General features: G+C 70.0%; 16 protein-coding genes. 8 read left to right on the top strand and 8 right to left on the bottom strand.

The annotated features are described in order from the left end of the window. Positions 1-37 precede the first annotated feature (37 nt). Both AB0D85_RS37805 and AB0D85_RS37800 read left to right on the top strand, forming a co-directional pair. Positions 38-853 (top strand): aminoglycoside phosphotransferase family protein, encoded by an 816-nt coding sequence (locus AB0D85_RS37805; RefSeq protein ID WP_362330666.1) that lies wholly within the window; start codon positions 38-40, stop codon positions 851-853. Between the two features lie 103 nt (positions 854-956). After that, positions 957-1,442: a hypothetical protein gene (locus AB0D85_RS37800; RefSeq protein ID WP_362330663.1), complete on the top strand. Its 486-nt coding sequence runs from the start codon at positions 957-959 to the stop codon at positions 1,440-1,442. Between the two features lie 1,117 nt (positions 1,443-2,559). Here the strand turns inward: AB0D85_RS37800 and AB0D85_RS37795 are convergent. After that, positions 2,560-3,519, bottom strand: coding sequence for an alpha/beta hydrolase (locus AB0D85_RS37795; RefSeq protein ID WP_362330660.1), 960 nt, complete (start codon positions 3,517-3,519; stop codon positions 2,560-2,562). Between the two features lie 277 nt (positions 3,520-3,796). Beyond that, entirely contained in the window at positions 3,797-4,942 is a 1,146-nt protein-coding gene (locus AB0D85_RS37790) for an NAD(P)/FAD-dependent oxidoreductase (RefSeq protein ID WP_362330657.1), read from the bottom strand. A 250-nt stretch (positions 4,943-5,192) separates the two neighbouring features. On the opposite strand from AB0D85_RS37790, the gene AB0D85_RS37785 reads away from it, so the two are divergent. Next, positions 5,193-5,786, top strand: a complete 594-nt coding sequence (locus tag AB0D85_RS37785) for a TetR/AcrR family transcriptional regulator (RefSeq protein WP_362330654.1) — start codon at positions 5,193-5,195, stop codon at positions 5,784-5,786. A gap of 750 nt (positions 5,787-6,536) precedes the next feature. Here the strand turns inward: AB0D85_RS37785 and AB0D85_RS37780 are convergent. From AB0D85_RS37780 to AB0D85_RS37755, 6 genes are all read right to left on the bottom strand, one after another. Then, the gene (locus tag AB0D85_RS37780) at positions 6,537-6,809 is read right to left on the bottom strand and encodes a transposase family protein (RefSeq protein ID WP_362330994.1); all 273 of its coding nucleotides are present in this window, start codon (positions 6,807-6,809) and stop codon (positions 6,537-6,539) included. Between the two features lie 217 nt (positions 6,810-7,026). Beyond that, complete coding sequence (locus tag AB0D85_RS37775; RefSeq protein ID WP_362330651.1) at positions 7,027-7,278, bottom strand: hypothetical protein; 252 nt, start codon at positions 7,276-7,278, stop codon at positions 7,027-7,029. Positions 7,279-7,320: 42 nt separating this feature from the next. Further along, the gene (locus AB0D85_RS37770) at positions 7,321-7,764 is read right to left on the bottom strand and encodes a hypothetical protein (RefSeq protein ID WP_362330648.1); all 444 of its coding nucleotides are present in this window, start codon (positions 7,762-7,764) and stop codon (positions 7,321-7,323) included. A gap of 451 nt (positions 7,765-8,215) precedes the next feature. Beyond that, positions 8,216-11,044: a SpoIIE family protein phosphatase gene (locus tag AB0D85_RS37765; RefSeq protein WP_362330645.1), complete on the bottom strand. Its 2,829-nt coding sequence runs from the start codon at positions 11,042-11,044 to the stop codon at positions 8,216-8,218. Positions 11,045-11,188: 144 nt separating this feature from the next. After that, entirely contained in the window at positions 11,189-11,614 is a 426-nt protein-coding gene (locus tag AB0D85_RS37760) for an ankyrin repeat domain-containing protein (protein WP_362330642.1), read from the bottom strand. Positions 11,615-11,901: 287 nt separating this feature from the next. Continuing rightward, positions 11,902-12,486, bottom strand: coding sequence for a 3'-5' exonuclease (locus tag AB0D85_RS37755; RefSeq protein WP_362330639.1), 585 nt, complete (start codon positions 12,484-12,486; stop codon positions 11,902-11,904). 258 nt (positions 12,487-12,744) lie between these two features. On the opposite strand from AB0D85_RS37755, the gene AB0D85_RS37750 reads away from it, so the two are divergent. The 5 genes from AB0D85_RS37750 (at position 12,745) to AB0D85_RS37730 (ending at position 18,752) form a co-directional block, all read left to right on the top strand. Beyond that, positions 12,745-13,326: a hypothetical protein gene (locus tag AB0D85_RS37750; RefSeq protein WP_362330636.1), complete on the top strand. Its 582-nt coding sequence runs from the start codon at positions 12,745-12,747 to the stop codon at positions 13,324-13,326. A 44-nt stretch (positions 13,327-13,370) separates the two neighbouring features. After that, complete coding sequence (locus AB0D85_RS37745) at positions 13,371-14,069, top strand: alpha/beta hydrolase (RefSeq protein WP_362330633.1); 699 nt, start codon at positions 13,371-13,373, stop codon at positions 14,067-14,069. 20 nt (positions 14,070-14,089) lie between these two features. Next, positions 14,090-15,433: a carotenoid oxygenase family protein gene (locus AB0D85_RS37740; protein ID WP_362330991.1), complete on the top strand. Its 1,344-nt coding sequence runs from the start codon at positions 14,090-14,092 to the stop codon at positions 15,431-15,433. Positions 15,434-15,485: 52 nt separating this feature from the next. Further along, positions 15,486-16,472 carry a sigma-70 family RNA polymerase sigma factor gene (locus AB0D85_RS37735; protein ID WP_362330630.1) on the top strand — a complete coding sequence of 329 codons (987 nt, stop codon included), beginning with the start codon at positions 15,486-15,488 and terminating at the stop codon, positions 16,470-16,472. A gap of 660 nt (positions 16,473-17,132) precedes the next feature. Then, positions 17,133-18,752 carry an amidohydrolase gene (locus tag AB0D85_RS37730; RefSeq protein ID WP_362330627.1) on the top strand — a complete coding sequence of 540 codons (1,620 nt, stop codon included), beginning with the start codon at positions 17,133-17,135 and terminating at the stop codon, positions 18,750-18,752. Positions 18,753-18,828: the final 76 nt, after the last annotated feature.

Here is an 18,828-nt window from a genome sequence, read left to right as displayed (position 1 = left end):
GCCCGTGCAAGCCTGAACCGACGGTAGCGTGATCGGTATGACGGCTGGAGACGCTGCGGCAGACGGCGAAGCACTGGTCGGTGGCATGCTGAACGCGGGCGCGGTCTTCCGGCGCGGCGCCCTGGTCGAACGCCCGGCCCCGCGCACCGCACGCGCCCTCCACACCCACCTCCTCGCGCTCAGAGAGCACGGCTTCGACGAGGCTCCGATGCCGGTCGGTCTCACCGCAGACAGGCGCGAACACTTGACCTTCATTCCCGGCGATGTCGCCCTGCCGCCGTTTCCACGCTGGGTGATGACGCAGTCCGCGCTGAGATCGGTGGGAGGTCTTCTGCGGCGCCTGCACGAGGCGAGCGCGGCCATCACGGTCGATACCGGTGTCGAGTGGCCGCGGGACCTGTCCGACCCGGAGGGAGGGACGATGCTGTGCCACAACGACGTGTGCCCGGAGAACGTCGTCTTCCGTGACGGTCATGCGGCTGCCCTGATCGATTTCGACCTGGCGGCCCCCGGCCGGCCTCTCTGGGACGTCGCCATGACCGCCCGCTACTGGGTACCGATGCTCGATCCCCGATCCGCGACGGCCTTTTATCCCACAGGGCTGGATGCCCCGACGCGACTGCGGATCCTCGCCGACAGCTACGGCCTTTCGCCGCAGGACCGCGCTGACCTGCCCGGCGCCATCGAACAGGCCACCGCATCCTGTCGGGCCTTCGTCGCCGGCCGAGTGGCCGATGGCGATCCCGGCTACACCCAGGCGCTGGCCGAGCGCGGTGGCTGGCAACGCTGGGACCGTATGCAGGAATGGCTGGCAGCGCACCACGAGATGTTCACGGCTGCCCTGCTGAACTGACGGACAGGAGGCAAAAGACTTCCCGATAGCGTTCGTCAAGCCGCCGTGGGGATCTGGCGCGTGATCCGATGGGGCGGCGGGCCGTTCTGGCAGCATGACGGGCATGAGGCGCGTCGTGATCCTCGGCCGTGGCGGCGCAGGGAAGTCGACCCTCGCGACCACACTGGGCACCGTAACCGGGCTGCCCGTCATCGAACTCGACAGGCACTTCTGGGGACCGAACCTGGAAGCGGCTTCCCCTGACCAGTGGGCCGCCGTCCAAGGCGAACTCGTCCGCACCGATCAGTGGATCATGGACGGGGATCTCGGCCCCTACGACGTCCTCGACATCCGCCTCCGCAGAGCCGACACCGTACTCCTGCTCGACTACTCCTTCCCCCGCTGCGCCTGGCAAGCACTGCGCCGCTCGCGGGAACGGGGCGACTTCTGGCTCTGGGTGTGGTCATGGCGTCGCCGCAACCGACCGCTCCTCCTCAAGGCGATCACGGCTCACGCCCCAGATGCGCAACTGCACGTACTTCGGAACCCGCGCGCAACTGCGCGCTTCATGGCGCAGGTTCGGGACGACCAGAACGGTGGACAACCGTGACGGTCCATAGATGTGGGCGTAGCTCTTGCCCTCGATTCGCTTGCGCGGGGACACGGACAGCACCGGACACTGGCCGTGGCTGCGGGACTGGGGCTGGGGCGGCAGAAGTCGGCCAGTCGGTCCGGGGTGCCGAGTGCCGTCGCGTCTCCGCCGGTGGCTGCGACTTACTCGGCTCCGAGACGGGCCCCATGCCGGGCAGTGTCTCGATCACCTTGGCATGCGGGTGCTCGTGTAAGCGGGCTGCGATGAGCGCATCCAACTCGTCGAACTCCGTATCCGGGACCAACACGTCCTGCGCGATCCGGGCCACCATGGCAGCGGCCACCTGCTCGCCAGGCAGCGCGATGCGCTGGGCTCAGTCCGCGGCCGGCGCCCCGAGGCGAAGCAGGCGGCGGCCAAACAGGACGTCTTTGAGGCCCGAACCGCCGTGCGCGAGGCCCTTAATTACCGGACTTCAGTTGCTCACCTACGATTCGCGCGTCCTGGAGCTCGCCGCTCAAGGGAATGCACGAGGGCACCGGATGGGCGCGAGTACGGCTCAGCACCTGATGCCGCGATGATGGTGCGGACCGGTGCAGGCCCGGTGACCGGGGGAATTCACGGAATCAGCGGCAACTGTCCCAGGCTCAAGTTTTCCTGCGGAGTAGGCCGACACGGGGTGTCGTTCGGGCCGCTGATGCCCTGCACTGAGCCTCCGCCAACTTGAAGACACAGGTCAAAGGGCTGGTGTGACCGGTTCTCGGGGTGCTCACGCCGGTCGTAGGCGGCAGTCTGAGGAGTAGAACATCTGTTAGGGGTTCACTTTGAGATCCGTCGGAACGAGTAGAGCGTGCGGGAGGTGAGCGGCGCGGGTGGGGTCGGTGCGGAGTTTGGAGGCGTTCTCCAGCTCTTGAGGTGGGTGAAGCCGTGCACGCTGGCGTCCACTTCCTGCATCTGGCCGGCTTGCCGGGCCGTGACCGGTCCGGCGGCCCGCCGTACGGCGGCAGGATGCGATGGTGATCCAGTGGGAGCATGGAATCCGGCGCGCCCTGCGGGGTCGGTTTCCCCCGTTCTCGATCCTGCTGAGGTAGCCCCTCCGTTTCCGGTGTCCGGCCCTGCTCGGTGAGGGTGTGCGAGGTCAGGACCGGCCGGGGGCGCGGGAGGTGACGTGCTGTACGGCCTGGTCGACGAGGTCGGGCTGGGCGACGTAGATGTAGTGGTCGCTCTTGGTGGCGACGCTCAGCCTGCTGTTGGTGGAGAGGGCGAGCCAGGCGCGCTCGCCGTCGGCCCAGGCGCGTTCCAGGGCCGGTCCATAGGTGGGGATGGACTGAGCCAGGTACGGCACCCCGTGCCGGATGACCTCCACCGGGATGTCACCGGCCGGGCGCACCCTTGCGTCGGCGAAGGAGAGCATCTCCGGGTTCTGTCCCTGGCTGACCGCGAGGTACCCGTCGCGAGCCTCGGCGCCGGGGCCGGTCGCGGACGCGGGGACGATGCGGGTGAGGTCGGCGGCCATGGTCGACGGGGTGGCATCGAGCAGGACCAGGCCCTTGACCCGGTCCTGGTGTTCGGGGGCGTAGCGGGCGGCGATCAGCCCGCCCAGGGAGTGCCCGACCAGGACGACTGGCTGGTGGCCGGCTACCCGGTCGAGCACAGCGGTCAGCACCTTTCCGGTGCTGTTCATGGTCTGCGGGCCGACCGGTGCGTCGCTCCCGCCCTCGCCGAGCCGATCGTAGGAGCAGACCCGGTCCTTCGCGCTGAGCGTCTTCTGTATGCCGCTCAGGCTGTCCAGACCGTCACCCAGGCCGGCCATCAGTACGACGACCGGCCGATGCGGTGCCGGCCTGCCCGTGCACGACACGTTCACCGACCGGTCGCCGACCTTGATCTTCCCGGTACCGGTGAACAGGCTGCCGCTGCGCTGCGCTGCGCTGCGCTTCGTGACCGTGGCCGCGGCGGCCGGTTCCGGGCTGCCCAGGCGGTTCTGCTGCCCCATGGCCGCAGCAGAGGACGCCTGGGGAAGGCCGGTGAGAGCGGCCCCCGTCACCGCGCAGAGCAGGGCGGTCGTGGCGGTCGCGGTCCTTGTTGTGCGGAACACGGGGCTCTCCAGAGGATCGGGGGAACGGCATCGGATGCCAGCAGTCACACCGCACTTGAGACGGCGGCGTTTCTGGCGATGCGCCAGAGACTAGACTCGATGCCTGCGGTCGCCCCAGCGGGCTGACTCCAGTCCGTTCCCGGGGGAAAGCCCCCCTCCATCAGGGGTCTAGTACCACCTGCTTGGCACCCGTGGAGGAGGAGCGCGGTCTTGGTGGAGGGCTTCCGACCGCTGGGACTCACCCAGACCGTCCGTTGACCAAGATCCGATCCACGTCTTAGGGCTGGGCGTCGTTGTCGCCGCCGAAGTCGGGTATGTCGGCCGACAGCAGGTGTTCGGCGCCGTGTTCGATGGCTTTTGCCGTCTCGGTGGAGCGGGGGAGCATGCTCTTCTCGTAGGTGCGGAGGGCGTCGTCGACGGTGGCGGCGTCCGCGAGGGCGAGGGCGAGTTCGCTGGCGTCGAGCATGGCAAGGTTGACGCCGACGCCGAGCGGGGGCATGAGGTGGGCGGCGTCGCCGAGCAGGGTCACTGTCGCGTTGTGTTCCCAGGTGTGCGGGACCGGGAGAGCGAGGATCGGGCGGTCGATGTAGGGGCCGTCGTTTTCGGAGATCATCTGGCGCATGCGGGGAGACCAGTGGGCGAACTCGTCGAGTAGCACGGCGCGGATCCGGTCGGTGTCCGCGGCGGTCAGCCCGCGGGCGCTGATCCAGTCGAGGGGGACTCGCTGGATGATGTAGACGCGTATGTGGTTTCCGCTGTTCCGCTGGGCGAACAGGCCGCGCTCGCCGTCGGCTGCGTGGGCGCCGCCCTGGCCGACCAGCTCGGCAATCTCGGGGTGTCGGTTCTCGACGTCGGAGAACCATGCTTCCAGGAAGCTGACCCCGGAGTACTCGGGGACAGCGGGAGACACGGCCGGGCGTACCCGGGAGAAGGCGCCGTCGGCACCGATGACCAGATCGGCCTCGGCGCTCGTGCCGTCGGCGAAGTGCAGTTGCCGCGGCCCGTCGACGGGTCCGCTGATCGTGTCGAGGGCGCGGCCCCAGTGCACGGTTCCCGGCTCCACGGAACCGAGCAGCAGGTCGCGCAGCTGGCCGCGGTCGATTTCCGGCTTGAAGAGCTCGTCGGGCGCCGGGACTTGATGGGACGTGATCGTGCCGGTCGGGTCCATCTGGCGCATTTCCTGCCCTTCGGGACGGGCGAGGGCGAAGAACTCGTCGAGCAGGCCGGCTTCACGCAGGGCGATCTGACCGTTGTCGGCGTGCAGGTCGAGGGTGCCGCCCTGGTTGCGGGCGTCGGGGCCCGGGTCGCGGTCGTGGACCGTGACCGCGATGCCGTGCCGCTGGAGGATGCGGGCGCAGGTCAGTCCACCGGGTCCGGCTCCGATGATGCTGATCCGGGCGTTGGCGGGTTCCGGGGAGTTCATGGTTGCTCCTTTTGGTCGGTGAAGAGGAGGTATCGGGCGAACAGGGCGGGGCAGCGTCGGCCTCACTCACACGCACGCTTTGCGGATCTCGTTGATGAACGGGAGGTCGGCGGGCGGTGCGGCGCGGACGGCGGCCATGCCGGCAAGGAGGTGTTGCTCAGGTGCTCGCAGGTCTCATAAAATCAGAACAAGAATAAAAGTGCAACAACTCTACTTAGTGAGGGGTTCGACTGTCGGATATGCTCTATCTATGACCGTGTCCCCCGTCAGTCGCCGCGACCGCAAGAAGGCGGCCACCAGGCAGGCGATCGCCGATGCCGCACTACGGCTCTTCCTGGAACGCGGCTACGATCAAGTGGGCATCCGTGACATCGCCGACGCCGCCGACGTATCGACCGCTACGGTGTTCAAGCACTTCAGCGGTAAGGAAGCGCTGGTGTTCGACCAGGACGAGGACCGGGAGTCGGAACTGATCGCCGTGGTGCGGCAGCGCCCCGCGGGTCAGAGCATCCTCGAAGCCCTTCGGCAGCACGTCCTTGACACCTGGCCTTTGATCGACGGACATCCTCAGGCGGCCGAGTTCACCAACCTCATCGACTCCACGCCGGTGCTACGCGCCTACGCCGACCGCATGTGGACCCGGTACACCGACAGCCTCAGCACAGCCATCGCCGACGAGATCGGCGTGGACCACAATGACCTGGCTTGTGTGGCTCTTGCTCGATTCGTACTCGACATCCCGGCCGTCGCTCGCGGTCGGCAGGACCGCCGAGCCGCCGTCGAGACGGTCTTCGACATCCTCACGCACGGCTGGGAACCGTCCAGCAAGCCGCAGACGTCGTAGCCCCCACCATGCCTTCCGCCGCACTCATCCACCGGCCCGGCACCAAGAACTGACGCCCCTTCACTCTCAAGCAGGGGGCACCTCATGCCGAACGGTGTCGGGCAGCTCGCGCGGCCAACCGCGATCGACTCTCAGCACTTCGCCGAACTGTCGGGCCGTGGCCCGTCGAACAGCGGCAGGGATCCGCGCTGGCAGTTCGGCGGGAGCGCAGCCGCTCTTGGCGGCGGTCTTGGCGCCATGGCTCCTGGTCCAGCAGTGGCAGCGGGACGCGACCCAGGTACGCGCAGCGACGCCGCAGCGTGTCGTGGTCGAAGGTCATGATCGATCCTTCTCTGCAGCAGTTGGAGGGTCTGCCGCCCGAGTGGCGTAGGTCCTGCAACTTCCCACTACACGCAGGCAAGGTATAGGATGCGGCTGCTCGCCCTGCCGCTGCCCGCGGAGCTGCCCGAACTCGCGAGGGTCCCGTACGTCGTCGTCCGGAAGGCATGGTTCGGGTCACCGGAGTGGTGCTCGCAGGTTGCCGCTGGGGTCGTCGACCGCAGCGGAGGCGCGCACTTGGACTGGCGCGCGGTCCCGATCGTCATCCGCTGGTTGGAGAAGTCCTTGTGGGGCCGACAGCCGCACCACGGAACGCCGGGAATCTCCAGAGTCGTTGTCTCAGCGGTTGACTTCGAGGTTTGTCAAGACGAGCAGGACACGCAGGAGACGCGTCGCGCGAGCGGGATCGGTACGGAGCTTGGTGAGGATCCGTCAGTTCTTGAGGTGGGCGAAGCCGTGTTCGACCGGTGCGCGGCCGACGGCAAGGACCCGGTTGGCGGTCTTCTGGCCGGGGGTGAGCTTGTGAGTGCGGCTGGTGTGGAAGCCGGCGACGATCACCCGGTCGAGTACGTCGTTGTCCAGGCCGCGGAAGCCGAGGTCTGCCAGTGCCCCGAGGCCGGCGGCACGCAGGTGGGCCAGGATGTGGTCGTGGCGGGCGGCGGTGTTGTCATGGGTGCGGCTGGGCCGGGCGGCAGATGTCCAGATCAGGCGGCCTCTCTCGTCAGTCAGGGGCGAGGAAGTGCAGGCCGTGATGGTGGTGCTTACCGGAGTAGTTCCGTCGGTCGGCCTTTCCGGTGCGGCGCTGGGTGGGGATGAGGGTGCCGTCGATCAGGACCACCTCCCGGCCCTGCTTGGCGACCTTCTTCAGGGCGCGGTCCAGGCGCGGCGCTTGGGCGGCGAGAAGGGTGACCAGCTCGTCGCGCTAGCGGCGGACGGTGGACTCGGACACGTTGTTGCCTCCGGCCATGTCGGCCAGGCGCTGGTCGTGGCGCAGCACGGCTAGGACGACCACCGCGATTTTCCCGGGCTGCAGGATCCGCCACTTGGAGCGGATCGCCTTCAGATGGCGACGCAACAGACCGGCGAGGTGGTTGACGGTCTGCGTGGACAGCGGTAGGCGGCATTGGTAGACACGCGGGCAGGTGTCCTCGGCGTGCTTTTTGGTTTTCGTCACACAATTCCATTCGCGACACATTCTGGGCGATAGCGGCCCCGGTCACAGGCGGGTGGTGAACCGGCCGTCGGGCAGTTTGCGCAGCCAGCCGCGATCGACGAGGCTGACCAGCCTGCCGCGTAGCGGTGCCAGCCTGGCCCGCACGGTGACGTCGACTCCCAGCATCTCGCCGACCTGCCGGGCCATGACTGGCCCGGCGGCCTGCCGCACAGCGGCGAGAATGCGCTGATAGTCCGGCGGGAGCATGTTCTCCTCCATGTCCGGCGTGCGGTGCGGGAGCAGCATCACCGCCCGGCTGCCCACCTGCCCCGGCGCCGACGCGACCAAGGCGCGCTCGTCGGAGATTTGCTCGCTCACACGCTCAAGGACCCGCTCGGCGACGACGAGCTCGTCCCGCACCTCCGCCAGCTGCTTGGCCAGCTGTTCTTCGAGTTCGTCCAGTTCCGCACGCCGCGCGGTGATCTGTTCCAGCCGCTCGGGATCCATGCAGCGGATCGTAGATGGCCGCCCGGCCCCAGCGAGCAGGAACCGGCGAACCATCTGGCTCCGTCAGACGATCTACTCCACGGACTGCCGCCGACGACCAGCGTGAGCACCCCGAGAACCGGTCATACCAGCCGTTTGACCTGCGTATTCAAGTTGGCGGAGGCTCACGGGGGGAAAGGACCGCATGCAGTCGGGCAGATCCGTGATGCGGTATGTCAGCTCGCTCGCGTCCGCGGACGCGAACATCGTCTCCCGGGCGACGCTTTGCACCAGGGAGGTGCGCTGCGTGTGTGTGCGGTGAGAAGGGTCGGCCGCACGGCGTCCACGCCGCGGGCCGCCGTACCGACTTCGGCGAAGCCACCGTCCACGTCGCCGCCACCGGCCGGGCAGGGCCCCATGGGCCGGTCGAAGGAGCGACTCTACCGGCACGCGGCGCTGGTGGAGCAGGCCGTCACGGCAGGGGCTGTTCCGTCCAGATGATCTTGCCGTCGGTGGTGTAGCGGGTTCCCCAGCGTTCGGTGAGCTGGGCGACGAGGAAGAGGCCGCGGCCGCCTTCGTCCTCGGTGCGGGCATGGCGCAGCCGGGGTGAGGTGCTGCTGCTGTCGGAGACCTCGCAGATCAGGGCGCGGTCGCGGAGCAGCCGCAGCTGGAGCGGGCCCGTCGCGTGGCGGACGGCGTTGGTGACCAGTTCGCTGACGACGAGCTCGGTGGTGAAGGCCAGGTCGTCCAGGCCCCAGGCGGCCAGTTGTCGTACGGCTGCCGCGCGGGCACGGGAGACGACCGCCGGGTCGCTGGACAGGTCCCAGCAGGCCACCTGTTCCGGGCCCAGGGCGTGGGTCCGGGCGACGAGCAGGGCCACGTCGTCGCTGGGCCGGGCCGGGAGCAGCGCGTCGAGGACGGCCTCGCAGGTGTCCTCCGGCGTCCCGTCGGCGTGGGCCAGGACGGAGCGGAGCCTCTCCAAGCCGGAGTCGATGTCCTGGTGCCGGTCCTCGATCAACCCGTCTGTGTACAGCACGAGCCGGCTGCCCTCGGTCAGTTCCAGTTCCGCGGTCTCGAAGGGCATGCCGCCCAGTCCCAGAGGCGGCCCGGAGGGCAGGTCGACGAACTCCACCGTGCCGTCGGGTGCGACGACCGCGGGCAGCGGGTGCCCGGCACGGGTCAGGGTGCAGTGCCGTGACACCGGGTCGTAGACGGCGTACAGACACGTGGCCCCGATGATTCCGCGGTCCGGGTCGGTGGCCCCCTCCGCCCAGCCTTCGCCGCGGTCGAGTCCTACGACCAGGTCGTCGAGGTGGGCGAGGAGGTCCTCGGGCGGCAGGTCCAGGGAGCAGAAGTTGTGCACGGCGGTGCGCAGCCGGCCCATGGTGGCGGCGGCGTGCAGACCGTGACCGACGACATCGCCGACCACGAGGGCGACCCGGGCGCCGGACAGCGGGATGACGTCGAACCAGTCGCCGCCCACTCCGGCCTGCGCGGGCAGATAGCGGCAGGCGACCTCGACGGCACTCTGCTCGGACCGTCCACGGGGCAGCAGGCTGCGCTGGAGCGCGAGGGCGGTGTTGTGCTCACGGGTGTAGCGGCGGGCGTTGTCGACGCAGATCGCGGCACGGGCGGCCAGCTCCTGGGCCAGGGACAGGTCGTCGTCCTCGAACGGGGCGGGCTTCTCCGAGCGGTAGAAGCTGACCACGCCGAGGGTGGCGCCGCGGGCCCGCAGCGGCACCGTGATCAGGGAATGGATACCGATCGCGAGCACCTGTCCGCCGCGTACCGGATCGTTGGCGAGCCAGCCGCCCGCGTCGGCCAGGACGGGTTCGAGGACGGGCTGCCCGGTCTCCAGGGCGCGGGCCTGCGGTGTGGAGGTGACGTACTGGACGGTGGTACCGACCCCGTACAGGAACGACTCCTTATGGATGGTGCGCATGGCGACCCGGCGCAGGGGAGTGTGCTCGCCGAGTTCTCCCGGTTCGTCGCCGAGCAGCACCGGATCGGGCAGGTCCACGGCGGCGAAGTCGGCGAAACGAGGCACGGTCACCTCCGCCAGTTCCTCCGCGGTGCGGGTGACGTCCAGGGTGGTGCCGATCCGGACGCTCGCGTCGTGCAACAGCTCCAGACGCCGGCGGGCCAGGACGGCCAGCCGGCCGACCCCGGGCTCCCCGACGAGCAGCAGCCAGCCATCGGCGGTTCCGGCGCCGTCACTGTTCGCCGCCGCCCGGTCCGGCGGTACGACCGTGTGTGTGACGGTGGGGTGCGGTGCGGGGGACCTGGGCAGGGTCGTCGCCATGGCCGGAGACGTGGGCGTGGGCGTGGGTGCGGGTGCGGGTGCGGGTGTCACATGGCGCAGTCGCGGGCCACCGAGGACACGCGCCTCGACGACGACACCGGACTCGCCCGAGGCCCCGGTGACCGTGCGGCGCAGCAGGGTGGCGGTCCGGCCGCCGGAGAGGGTCACTTCGTCCAGGGTCTGGTGCGCGGAGGCGAGGAGATCTTCGGCCTTCTCCCTCAGCACGGCCAGGTCGATCCGGCCGAGACCGCGGCCCTCGGGACCCGCCCAGTCCCCCGGAGACCCCGACTCGGGCCGGGACATCCACCCCGTGGAACCGGCGGACGCCCGCCGGTACGCGGTGAGCAGCGCCCGCTCCCGCTGCGTGGCCTGCTCCAGCAGCCCGGCTTCTATGTCGTGGACGGCCTCCCGCACCAGCCGCAGCATGGCGGGGTCGCCGTCGTCCCGCCGACAGGTGAGGTCGAGGACGGCCTCGACACGCCCGCTGAACGGGTCGCGCGCGGGCGCGCCCGCGCAGGCGTACGGCTGCAGGCAGTCGGCGAAGTGCTCACGGCCGATCACGTAACACGGGCTGCGCCCGGCCAGTGCCGTACCGACGCCGTTGGTGCCCGCGGCCTGTTCCGAAGCGTCGAACCCGGGAGCGAACCGCACCTCGTCCAGACGCGCGCACAGCTGCTGGTCGCCACCGAGCCGCTGGACCATACGGCCCCGCGCATCGCACAGGGCGACCGTCATGCCCGCCACCGCGAGCGAGTCGACCAGTTCCTTGAGCACCGGGTCGGCCGCGCGCAGGAGCCCGTCGTCCAGCACCAGGTCCGCCGCGTACGGAATCAGCAGCCGGTGCGGCTCCAGCCCCGCGGCACGGCACCGCTTCCACGAATCGAGCACCGAGCCCCGGACATCCGCCTCGACCCGTGCACCGGCCAGAAAACGCTCATGGGCATCGACAAGCCCGCCGATGTCGTCCCATGCGACGGTCAACAGGACCACTTCCCTCATCAGGAGGCAACCCCGTAGCACACCACCGTTCGGCCCGTCCCGGAGAAAACCTCCCTGCAGATAAACGGTAGATCCACCACGGCACGCATCACAACATCCGATATATCCCGACCTGCCGATCCCCGGCGCGCGGGCTGCCGTGGCTCATGGCGTCGGTAGTGCTCGTGCCGCCCGGAGGATTTCGGCGGTGGCGGGGTGGGGTCCGCCATCCGCCCACTCCAGCGGGGTCCTGCCTGTGCCATGGTCTTCGCGGAGGCTGGGATCGGCGCCATGCGCCAACAGCTGCCGGACCGTTTCGGCGTGCCCCCAGCACGAGGCTGCGCACAGTGGTGTGCCCTCCGAGCCCGGACCGGCGCTTTCCGTGTCGGGGGAGGCGCCGGCTTCCATGAGCAGGCGGGCTATTTCGGCTTCGCCCTGCACGGATGCCAGATACAGCGGAGTCGTGCCGTCGATGTTCCTTCTCTCCGGACATGCTCCACTGCGCAACAGCGCCTTCGCGGTCCTGGCGTCACCGGCCAGGACCGCCTCGAAGAGACGGCGCGAGAGCTTCTTCTGGCGGCGCTGCTTCATCACCGGCGAGGTTAGCGATCACGGACGCGCCGGTGCCACTCATATCCATCCGTTGATCACCGCGACCAGCACCGTGGCCTCGTAGCGGACGGCGAGCCCGTCACTCGACCGCGTGCCGTTCGATGCAGTCGGCCTTGCCGCACCTCGGAGGCCAGCCTCCTCGGGAGCCGAGCCTGTGGCGGTTGCGGTTGCGGACGCGGTCCGAGGGGATGGCGCGCTCGGACCTGGGGCGCGGTGGATGCATGGGGGACGGTCGAGGCCGGCTTCCCCAAGGTGAGAACGGTGCGTTAGGCCGGGTGCTCAACCGCGGTCGGCCAGAGTCCCCGTTGGGAGAGGTGAAGCACGAGAGCCGCGATGTTCCAGGCGTCGTCCTCGCCGCGGTGGTGACGGCCTTCGAGTTGCTGCCCGGCGATCTCCAGGGCCTGCGCCATTCCAGGGCGTTTGCGCAGGCCGTACGCCTCGGTGAAGACGGCCTTGGCGTTGGTGTGGCGGCGGCCGAAGGGATAGGGCGTCTGTGCGGCCTGACACTGCCGGGTGAACTGGTGGCGGTCGTAGTCGCCCCAACTGACCCACGGTCGGGCGCCCGCGCGGTGCTCCGCCGCAAGCAGTCGGCACGCCTCGGCGAAGGTGACCCCCTGGTCGACCTCGTGTTGGGTGAGGCCGGTCAACTCCGTGCAGAACTCGCTGACCGCGGACCGGGCCGGCCTCACCAGGATCCGGTGCCGGGCGAGCCGCTCGCCGGCGGCCAGGTCGACGACGGTCAGTCCGACCTCGATGATCTCGCTGACCTCCCCGGGCGGCTGGGAGCGGGCCCAGCAGGTCGCTTCGACGTCCACGACGTTGACGAGGTCCTCGGCCCAGGGTCTTTCCATGGCGGACAGCGTAGGGAAGCGCAGTGACTGGGGCACGTGGATTCCGAGGCCGCACCGTCTACGCCGTCCTCGGATTGGCAGGGCATCAGACTCCGCTCCCACCTGGGCGAGTACTACCGGGCTGCCCTCCAGGCGTCTCGTCGTGATGCCGGGCGCCCGTATGTGACGGGCGTCACATGTCAGGGTTCGAACTTCCGTGCCCGCCCTGCATCTAGTCCGCGTCGACCACGTTCGTTCTGGCTCACCAAGGAAGACTCAATGGGTTATTTTCGGGGATTCATCCCCTGGATCGTCGCCGGCTTCGTGTCGGGCTTCGTCGACTGGCGCTGGGGTGCGGTCAGCGGTTTCGCCTCGGGGCTGCTGCTCCTGCTCCAGGACCGCCGTCGCGGGGTCGACCTCGACGCGCTGATCCTGGAGGCCAGCACCATCGTGTACTTCGTGGTGGTCGGTACCGTGGCCGTCGCGCGGCCGAACGCGTCCCTGTCGCATCACACCGACGTCCTCTCCTTCGCCTGGCTGGCCGTCACGGCCTGGGGGACGCTGGCGATCCGCCGCCCCTTCACGCTGGGCATCGCCAAGCGCCAGACGCCGCGCGAGTTCTGGGACATGCCGGAGTTCGTCCGGGTCAACAACCACATCACCGCAGCGTGGGGCGCCGGCTTCACGTTCATCGGCGTCAGCCTGGCCGTCGCGAACGCGGTTGACGCCCCGGCCTCGGTGGGCATCGCCGCCCATGTCGTCGGCCTCGTCGGGCCCGCCGTCTTCACGAAGGTCTATCCCGCCCGCGCCCAGGCGCGTCTGCAGGCCGCCCAGCCGCAGGTCACGGCTCTGCCGCAGTAGTCCACCCCGGCATCAGCTCACCCACCCAAGAGGAGCGCGTACACATGAGTACTGAAGCAAGGAACGTCGTCCTGGTCCACGGCGGGTTCGTCGACGGTTCGGGCTGGAAGGGGGTCTACGACCTGCTGACCGCCGACGGCTACACCGTCACCGTCGTCCAGAACCCCACCCTGTCCCTGGACGGCGACGTCGCCGCCACCAAGCTGATCCTGGACGCCCAGGACGGGCCGACCGTGCTCGTCGGCCACTCCTACGGCGGCGCGGTGATCTCCGAGGCGGGCAACCACGAGAAGGTGAGCGCGCTCGTGTACGTCATGGCGTTCGCGCCCGACAAGGACGAGTCCGTCAACACCCTGATCGCCGACCCGCCGCCCGGTGCGCCCGTCCCGCCGATCCTGCCGCCCCGCGACGGTTTCCTCTTCCTGGACCGGGAGAAGTTCGCCGCGTCCTTCGCCGCCGACCTGCCCGCCGACGAGGCACGGTTCCTGGCCGACTCCCAGGTGCCCTGGGGAGTGGACGCGCTGGGCGGGACCGTCACCCACCCCGCGTGGCGGGACAGGCCGAGCTTCTACCTGGTCGCCACCGAGGACCGTATGATCCCGCCGCCGGCCCAGCGCGCCATGGCCGAACGGGCCGGGGCGGCGGTGACCGAGACGAGCGGCAGCCACGCCGTGTACGTGTCCAAGCCCGCCGAGGTCGCAGCCCTGGTCAGGAAGGCCGCGTCGCCCGGAACGCGGGCGTGACCGCAGGCATGACCGAGGGCATGGCCGAAGGGGCATCCCTTCCTTGCCACCTCCGGGGCCGGTTCGCGCCGGTCCCGGCGGAGCGCGAGGCGGCCGACCTGACCGTGCGGGGTACGCTGCCGCCCGAGTTGGACGGCCGCTATCTGCGCAACGGTCCCAACCCGCTGCCCGGCGAGGGCTCCGGGCACTGGTTCACCGGCTCCGGCATGCTGCACGGCATCCGGCTGCGCGGCGGACGCGCCGAGTGGTACCGCAACCGGTGGGTGCGCACAAGGGAGTTGGAGGGGCACCCGTTCATCCGCGAGGACCGCACCGTCGACCTGGCGGCTACGCCCGCCAACACGCATGTGATCCGGCACGCCGGCACGGTGCTGGCCCTGTGCGAGGCGGGCCTGCCCTACTGGGTCACCGACGAGTTGGAGACGGTCGGGCCGTACGACTTCGGCGGGCGGCTGCGGACGGCGATGACCGCGCATCCCAAACAGGACTCGGTCACGGGCGAACTGCACCTGTTCGGAACGGGGTTCGCCCCGCCGCACCTCACCTACCACCGGGTCACCGCACTGGGCGAACTGCTCGACAGCCGGCCGGTCGAGGTGCCGGGGCCGACGATGATGCACGACTTCGCCGTCACCGAGCACCACATCGTGTGGCTGGACCTCCCCGTCGTCCTCGACCTCGCCCTGGCCGGACGTGGCGGCATGCCCTACCGGTGGGACGACGGGTACGGCGCCCGGCTCGGGATCATGTCCCGCACGCCGGGCAGCACCGACGTGCGGTGGTACGACATCGATCCCTGCTACGTCTTCCACGTCGGCAACGCCTACGAAGACGCCCACGGCCGGATCGTGCTGGACGCGGTACGGCACGACCCCGCGGGCTTCGGCAACGCATGGTCCGGCATCGGCGGACCCGGTGGCCCGGCTGCGGTGCAGGATCTGGGAGCCCCCTCCGTCCTGCACCGCTGGACCCTGGACCCGGCCACCGGTCGCGTCACCGAGTCCCAACTCGACAACCACGAAGCCGAGTTCCCCACCCACAACGAGGCCCTCACCGGGCACCCCCACCGCTACCTGTACACGGTCTCCGGCGACGGCATCGCCAAGCACGACCTCAAGGCCGACACCCGGCACCTGCACAAGACGCCCGGCAGCCGCCATGCCGGCGAGGCGGTCTTCGTACCGGCGGCCGACGGCACCGGCGAGGACGACGGCTGGCTGCTGTCCCTGGTCTCGGACGACCAAGGCCAGGCGGGCGAACTGCTCGTCCTCGACGCCCGGGAACTCGCCGTCCAGGCGGTGGTGGAGCTGCCGTACCCCGTCCCGGCAGGTTTCCACGGCAGCTGGCTGCCGGAGTCGTCCTGACCGGAGCATGATGCGTTACCGAACCACGTCGCCACGGAGGCGTTCACCCACCATGACAGCCATCGCCCCGCCCACGGACGAGGAACTCACCCGCAGGGCCCAGGCCGGTGAGACCGAGGCCCTCGGCCTGCTGCTCGCCCGCCACCAGGCGCCGATGCGGGCGGTGGCGCTGAGCCTGCTCGGCTACGGCCCCGACGCGGAGGACGCGGTGCAGGACGCCGCGCTGACCGCGCTGCGCCGCATCGGCGACGTACGCGACCCCGCGGCCGTGGGCGCGTGGCTGCGGGCGATCGTGCGCAACAGCGCCCGTATGCGACTGCGCGACGCCCGGGACACACCGGGCCTGGAAAGCCTCGACCGCCTGCACACGGGCGACGACGGGCTGTCGTATTCCCCGTATCCCTCGTATCCCTCGTATCCCCCGTATCCCACCCACCTCATACATCCCGAGCGGGTCGTGGACCAGCACGCGATGCGCGACTGGATCTGGGACGCGCTGGAGCAACTGCCCGAGCCGCTGCGGCTGGTGCTCATGCTGCGCCACTTCAGCGGCATCACCTCCTACCGGGAGATCGCCCGTGCCTGCGAGATCCCGGTCGGCACGGTGCGCAGCCGCCTCAACCAGGCCCGGGCCAAGCTCGCCCAGGTGCTGCTCACGACCGCCACGCACGTGCACGACGACGCCGCCCGGCTCACCGAGGACAGCCGGCAGGAGGCCGAGGTCACGCTGGAGGGCGCCCGGCGCGGCCGTCAGCCCAGGGAGATCCTGGAGCTGTGGCCGGCCGAGACCGAACTGGTCGGTGTCCTGAGCACACCGGGCGAACGCTGCCATCCCATCCCGGCCATGCGAAGGAACCGCGAGAAGGGCGTGACCCAGCATCTGCGCCACGTGGTGGCCAGCCGCACCGTCACCATCTGGGAAATGGACGTCACCAACCCCGCCGGCAGCACCGACCCCTGCCCGCCGACCCTCGCCTGGCTCATGCTCCGCCGGAACAGGCGGGTCCAGACCCTCCGCGTGGTCTTCCCCGGGCCATAGCGCCCTCACTGGGCTCAACCCACTGCTCCCGCCCGTCACCGCCGTCGGCACGAGGCGACCGACGCCAGTCGTGGAGCCGGTTGCACGCGAACAGACCGCGCCCGCGCACATGTTCTGCATGGTCCGGCTCCGGCCGCGGGAGTTGACTGGGAGGCACCAGACAGGCACAGGGCCGGCCCCTCTCACCGGCCGTTGACGTCGCTGCCACCCACCAGATACTCGACGGCCTCGACCGCCCGGCCGGGTTGGCCAACCACTTCCATGGCGGGGCCCTCATCACCGAGGCTGGTGACCATCCCAACGTCGCCGCACTCGCGGGCAACCTGACAGGTCTCGTCGGCGGCAGGGCGGGCTGAGTCGTGCGCGCCCGTCGTGCGCAGGCGCGGTCTGCGTACAGGGGATAACGCGGCCCACGCCGGTGTATTCGAACAGCCCCGGGGCAGCTGGCCAGCCCGTATCAGGAGCCGGGCGGCGACGCGCGGCCGGTTGTGATCCGGCGGCCTCTCTGCATCGCATCTGGCGCATGATCTGCATTCTGATGTGAATGAGTGACAGGTTTCCTGCTCTCAGGGTCTGAATATGGCGGCCAATCGCGATCCGCCTTCTACAACTGTCTTGTCAGCGACACCTTCGCAACGCTTCGAGCTCAGGGAGAAGACGATGACCGACCACACAGCCGACCTGCTGATCCGCGCCGACGCGGTGCACACCCTGGTGCCCGGCCAGGCCCCGCAGCGGGCGCTGGCCGTGCGCGGTGACCGGATCATGGCCGTGTCCGCCGACCCGCACGGCCTGGACCACCTGGTGGGCGCGGGCACCGAGGTCCACGACCTGCCCGGCGCCACCGTGCTGCCCGCCTTCGACGACACCCACACCCACCTCGTCTTCGCCGGGCTCGGCGCCCAGGACGTCCCCGTCCACCAGGCCCGTACCATCCCCGAGTTCCTGGACCTGATCCGGCAGCGGGCCGCCGTCACCCCTGAGGGCGAGTGGATCCGCACCACCACCAACTGGCAGGAACTCAACCTCGCCGAGCGCCGCATGCCCACCGCCGCCGAACTCGACACGGCCACCGACAGGCACCCGGTCCTGGTCAAGCGCGGCGGCCACAACGACGTCGTCAACCACTACGCGCTGCGTCTGGCCGGCATCACCGAGGACACCCCGGTACCGCCCGGCGGCACCATCGGCCGCGACGCCGACGGCAAGCTGGACGGCCGGCTCATCGACAACGCCCTGCACCTGGTGGAACACCTCGTCCCGGCCCCCGATCGGGACCGGCGCATCGAGGGGCTCCGCCTGGCCTCCCGCGACTACGCCGCCACCGGCATCGGCACTGTCCGGGACTGCGCGGTCACCCCCGAGGACTACGCCGTGTACCTGGCCGCGAGGAAAGAGGGCGCTCTCCACACCCGGGTACGGGCGCTGATCTCGGCACTCGGCATGACCAGCGCGGCTCAGGTCGAGGACCTGCTCGACGTCATGGAGCAGTGGCGCGACGACTCCGACCCGTGGCTGTCGGTCTGGGGAGTCAAGTTCGGTCTCGACGGCGGCCTGGAGGCCGGGGCCACCGAGGAGCCGTACGCCTGTGACCACTCCTTCTCCGGCATGCTGATCTGGGAACCGGACGCGTTGGTCGAGGCCGTCGAGGCGGTGGTACGGCGCGGCTGGCGGGTCGGCACCCACGCCTACGGCGACCGCGCGGTCCGCACTCTCCTCGACGTCTACGAACGCGTCCTTGAGCGCAACCCCGGCCTGTCCGCTGGCACGCTCGTGATGGAGCACGGCGGCCTCGCCGGCCCCGAGCAACGCGCCCGCGCCGTCGCCCTCGGCATCCCCGTCACCATCCAGCAGCCGCTGCTCCACGACACCGCCGAGGTGGAGGAGACCTTCTGGGGCCCGGAACGCGTCGCCCGCCTCTTCCCGGCCCGCGGCTGGATCGACCTGGGCGCCCAGGTCAGCGCGGGCTCCGACTTCCCCGTCGGCCAGTTCGGCGCGATGCGCTCCGTGTGGGGCATGACGACGCGGCAGACCGTCATCGGCGTCAAGGGCCCGGAGCACGCGATCAGTTACGACGAGGCGGTCACCCTGCACACCCTCAACGCCGTACGTCTGAACGGGGAGGAGGGTCTGCGTGGCACCCTGACCCCCGGCCGCCTCGCCGACCTCACCGTCTGGGACCGGGATCCCGCCCACTGCCCGAGCGACACCCTGCGCGACCTCACCCCCACCCACACCTTCGTCGGCGGCCTCCTGGTCACACCTGGCGGCCCGCAGTGACTCACGCGCCCCCGGCCGGTCGGTCCACTCTTTGCTGAGTGGCCCTGTCCCTGCCGCGCGGGCCGCGTTGAGATGG

This window comes from Streptomyces sp. NPDC048277, assembly GCF_040652235.1.
Classification (GTDB): domain Bacteria; phylum Actinomycetota; class Actinomycetes; order Streptomycetales; family Streptomycetaceae; genus Streptomyces.
Note: the sequence above shows the minus strand (reverse complement) of the source record. Positions and strands in the feature narration are given on the sequence as shown.

Excerpts from the sequence above, each read along its gene's own strand:
- AB0D85_RS37805 (WP_362330666.1), top strand. The coding sequence starts at position 38 with ATGACGGCTGGAGACGCTGCGGCAGACGGCGAAGCACTGGTCGGTGGC.
- AB0D85_RS37800 (WP_362330663.1), top strand. The coding sequence starts at position 957 with ATGAGGCGCGTCGTGATCCTCGGCCGTGGCGGCGCAGGGAAGTCGACC.
- AB0D85_RS37790 (WP_362330657.1), bottom strand. The coding sequence starts at position 4,942 with ATGAACTCCCCGGAACCCGCCAACGCCCGGATCAGCATCATCGGAGCC.
- AB0D85_RS37785 (WP_362330654.1), top strand. The coding sequence starts at position 5,193 with ATGACCGTGTCCCCCGTCAGTCGCCGCGACCGCAAGAAGGCGGCCACC.
- AB0D85_RS37770 (WP_362330648.1), bottom strand. The coding sequence starts at position 7,764 with ATGGATCCCGAGCGGCTGGAACAGATCACCGCGCGGCGTGCGGAACTG.
- AB0D85_RS37765 (WP_362330645.1), bottom strand. The coding sequence starts at position 11,044 with ATGAGGGAAGTGGTCCTGTTGACCGTCGCATGGGACGACATCGGCGGG.
- AB0D85_RS37760 (WP_362330642.1), bottom strand. The coding sequence starts at position 11,614 with ATGAAGCAGCGCCGCCAGAAGAAGCTCTCGCGCCGTCTCTTCGAGGCG.
- AB0D85_RS37755 (WP_362330639.1), bottom strand. The coding sequence starts at position 12,486 with ATGGAAAGACCCTGGGCCGAGGACCTCGTCAACGTCGTGGACGTCGAA.
- AB0D85_RS37750 (WP_362330636.1), top strand. The coding sequence starts at position 12,745 with ATGGGTTATTTTCGGGGATTCATCCCCTGGATCGTCGCCGGCTTCGTG.
- AB0D85_RS37745 (WP_362330633.1), top strand. The coding sequence starts at position 13,371 with ATGAGTACTGAAGCAAGGAACGTCGTCCTGGTCCACGGCGGGTTCGTC.
- AB0D85_RS37740 (WP_362330991.1), top strand. The coding sequence starts at position 14,090 with ATGGCCGAAGGGGCATCCCTTCCTTGCCACCTCCGGGGCCGGTTCGCG.
- AB0D85_RS37735 (WP_362330630.1), top strand. The coding sequence starts at position 15,486 with ATGACAGCCATCGCCCCGCCCACGGACGAGGAACTCACCCGCAGGGCC.
- AB0D85_RS37730 (WP_362330627.1), top strand. The coding sequence starts at position 17,133 with ATGACCGACCACACAGCCGACCTGCTGATCCGCGCCGACGCGGTGCAC.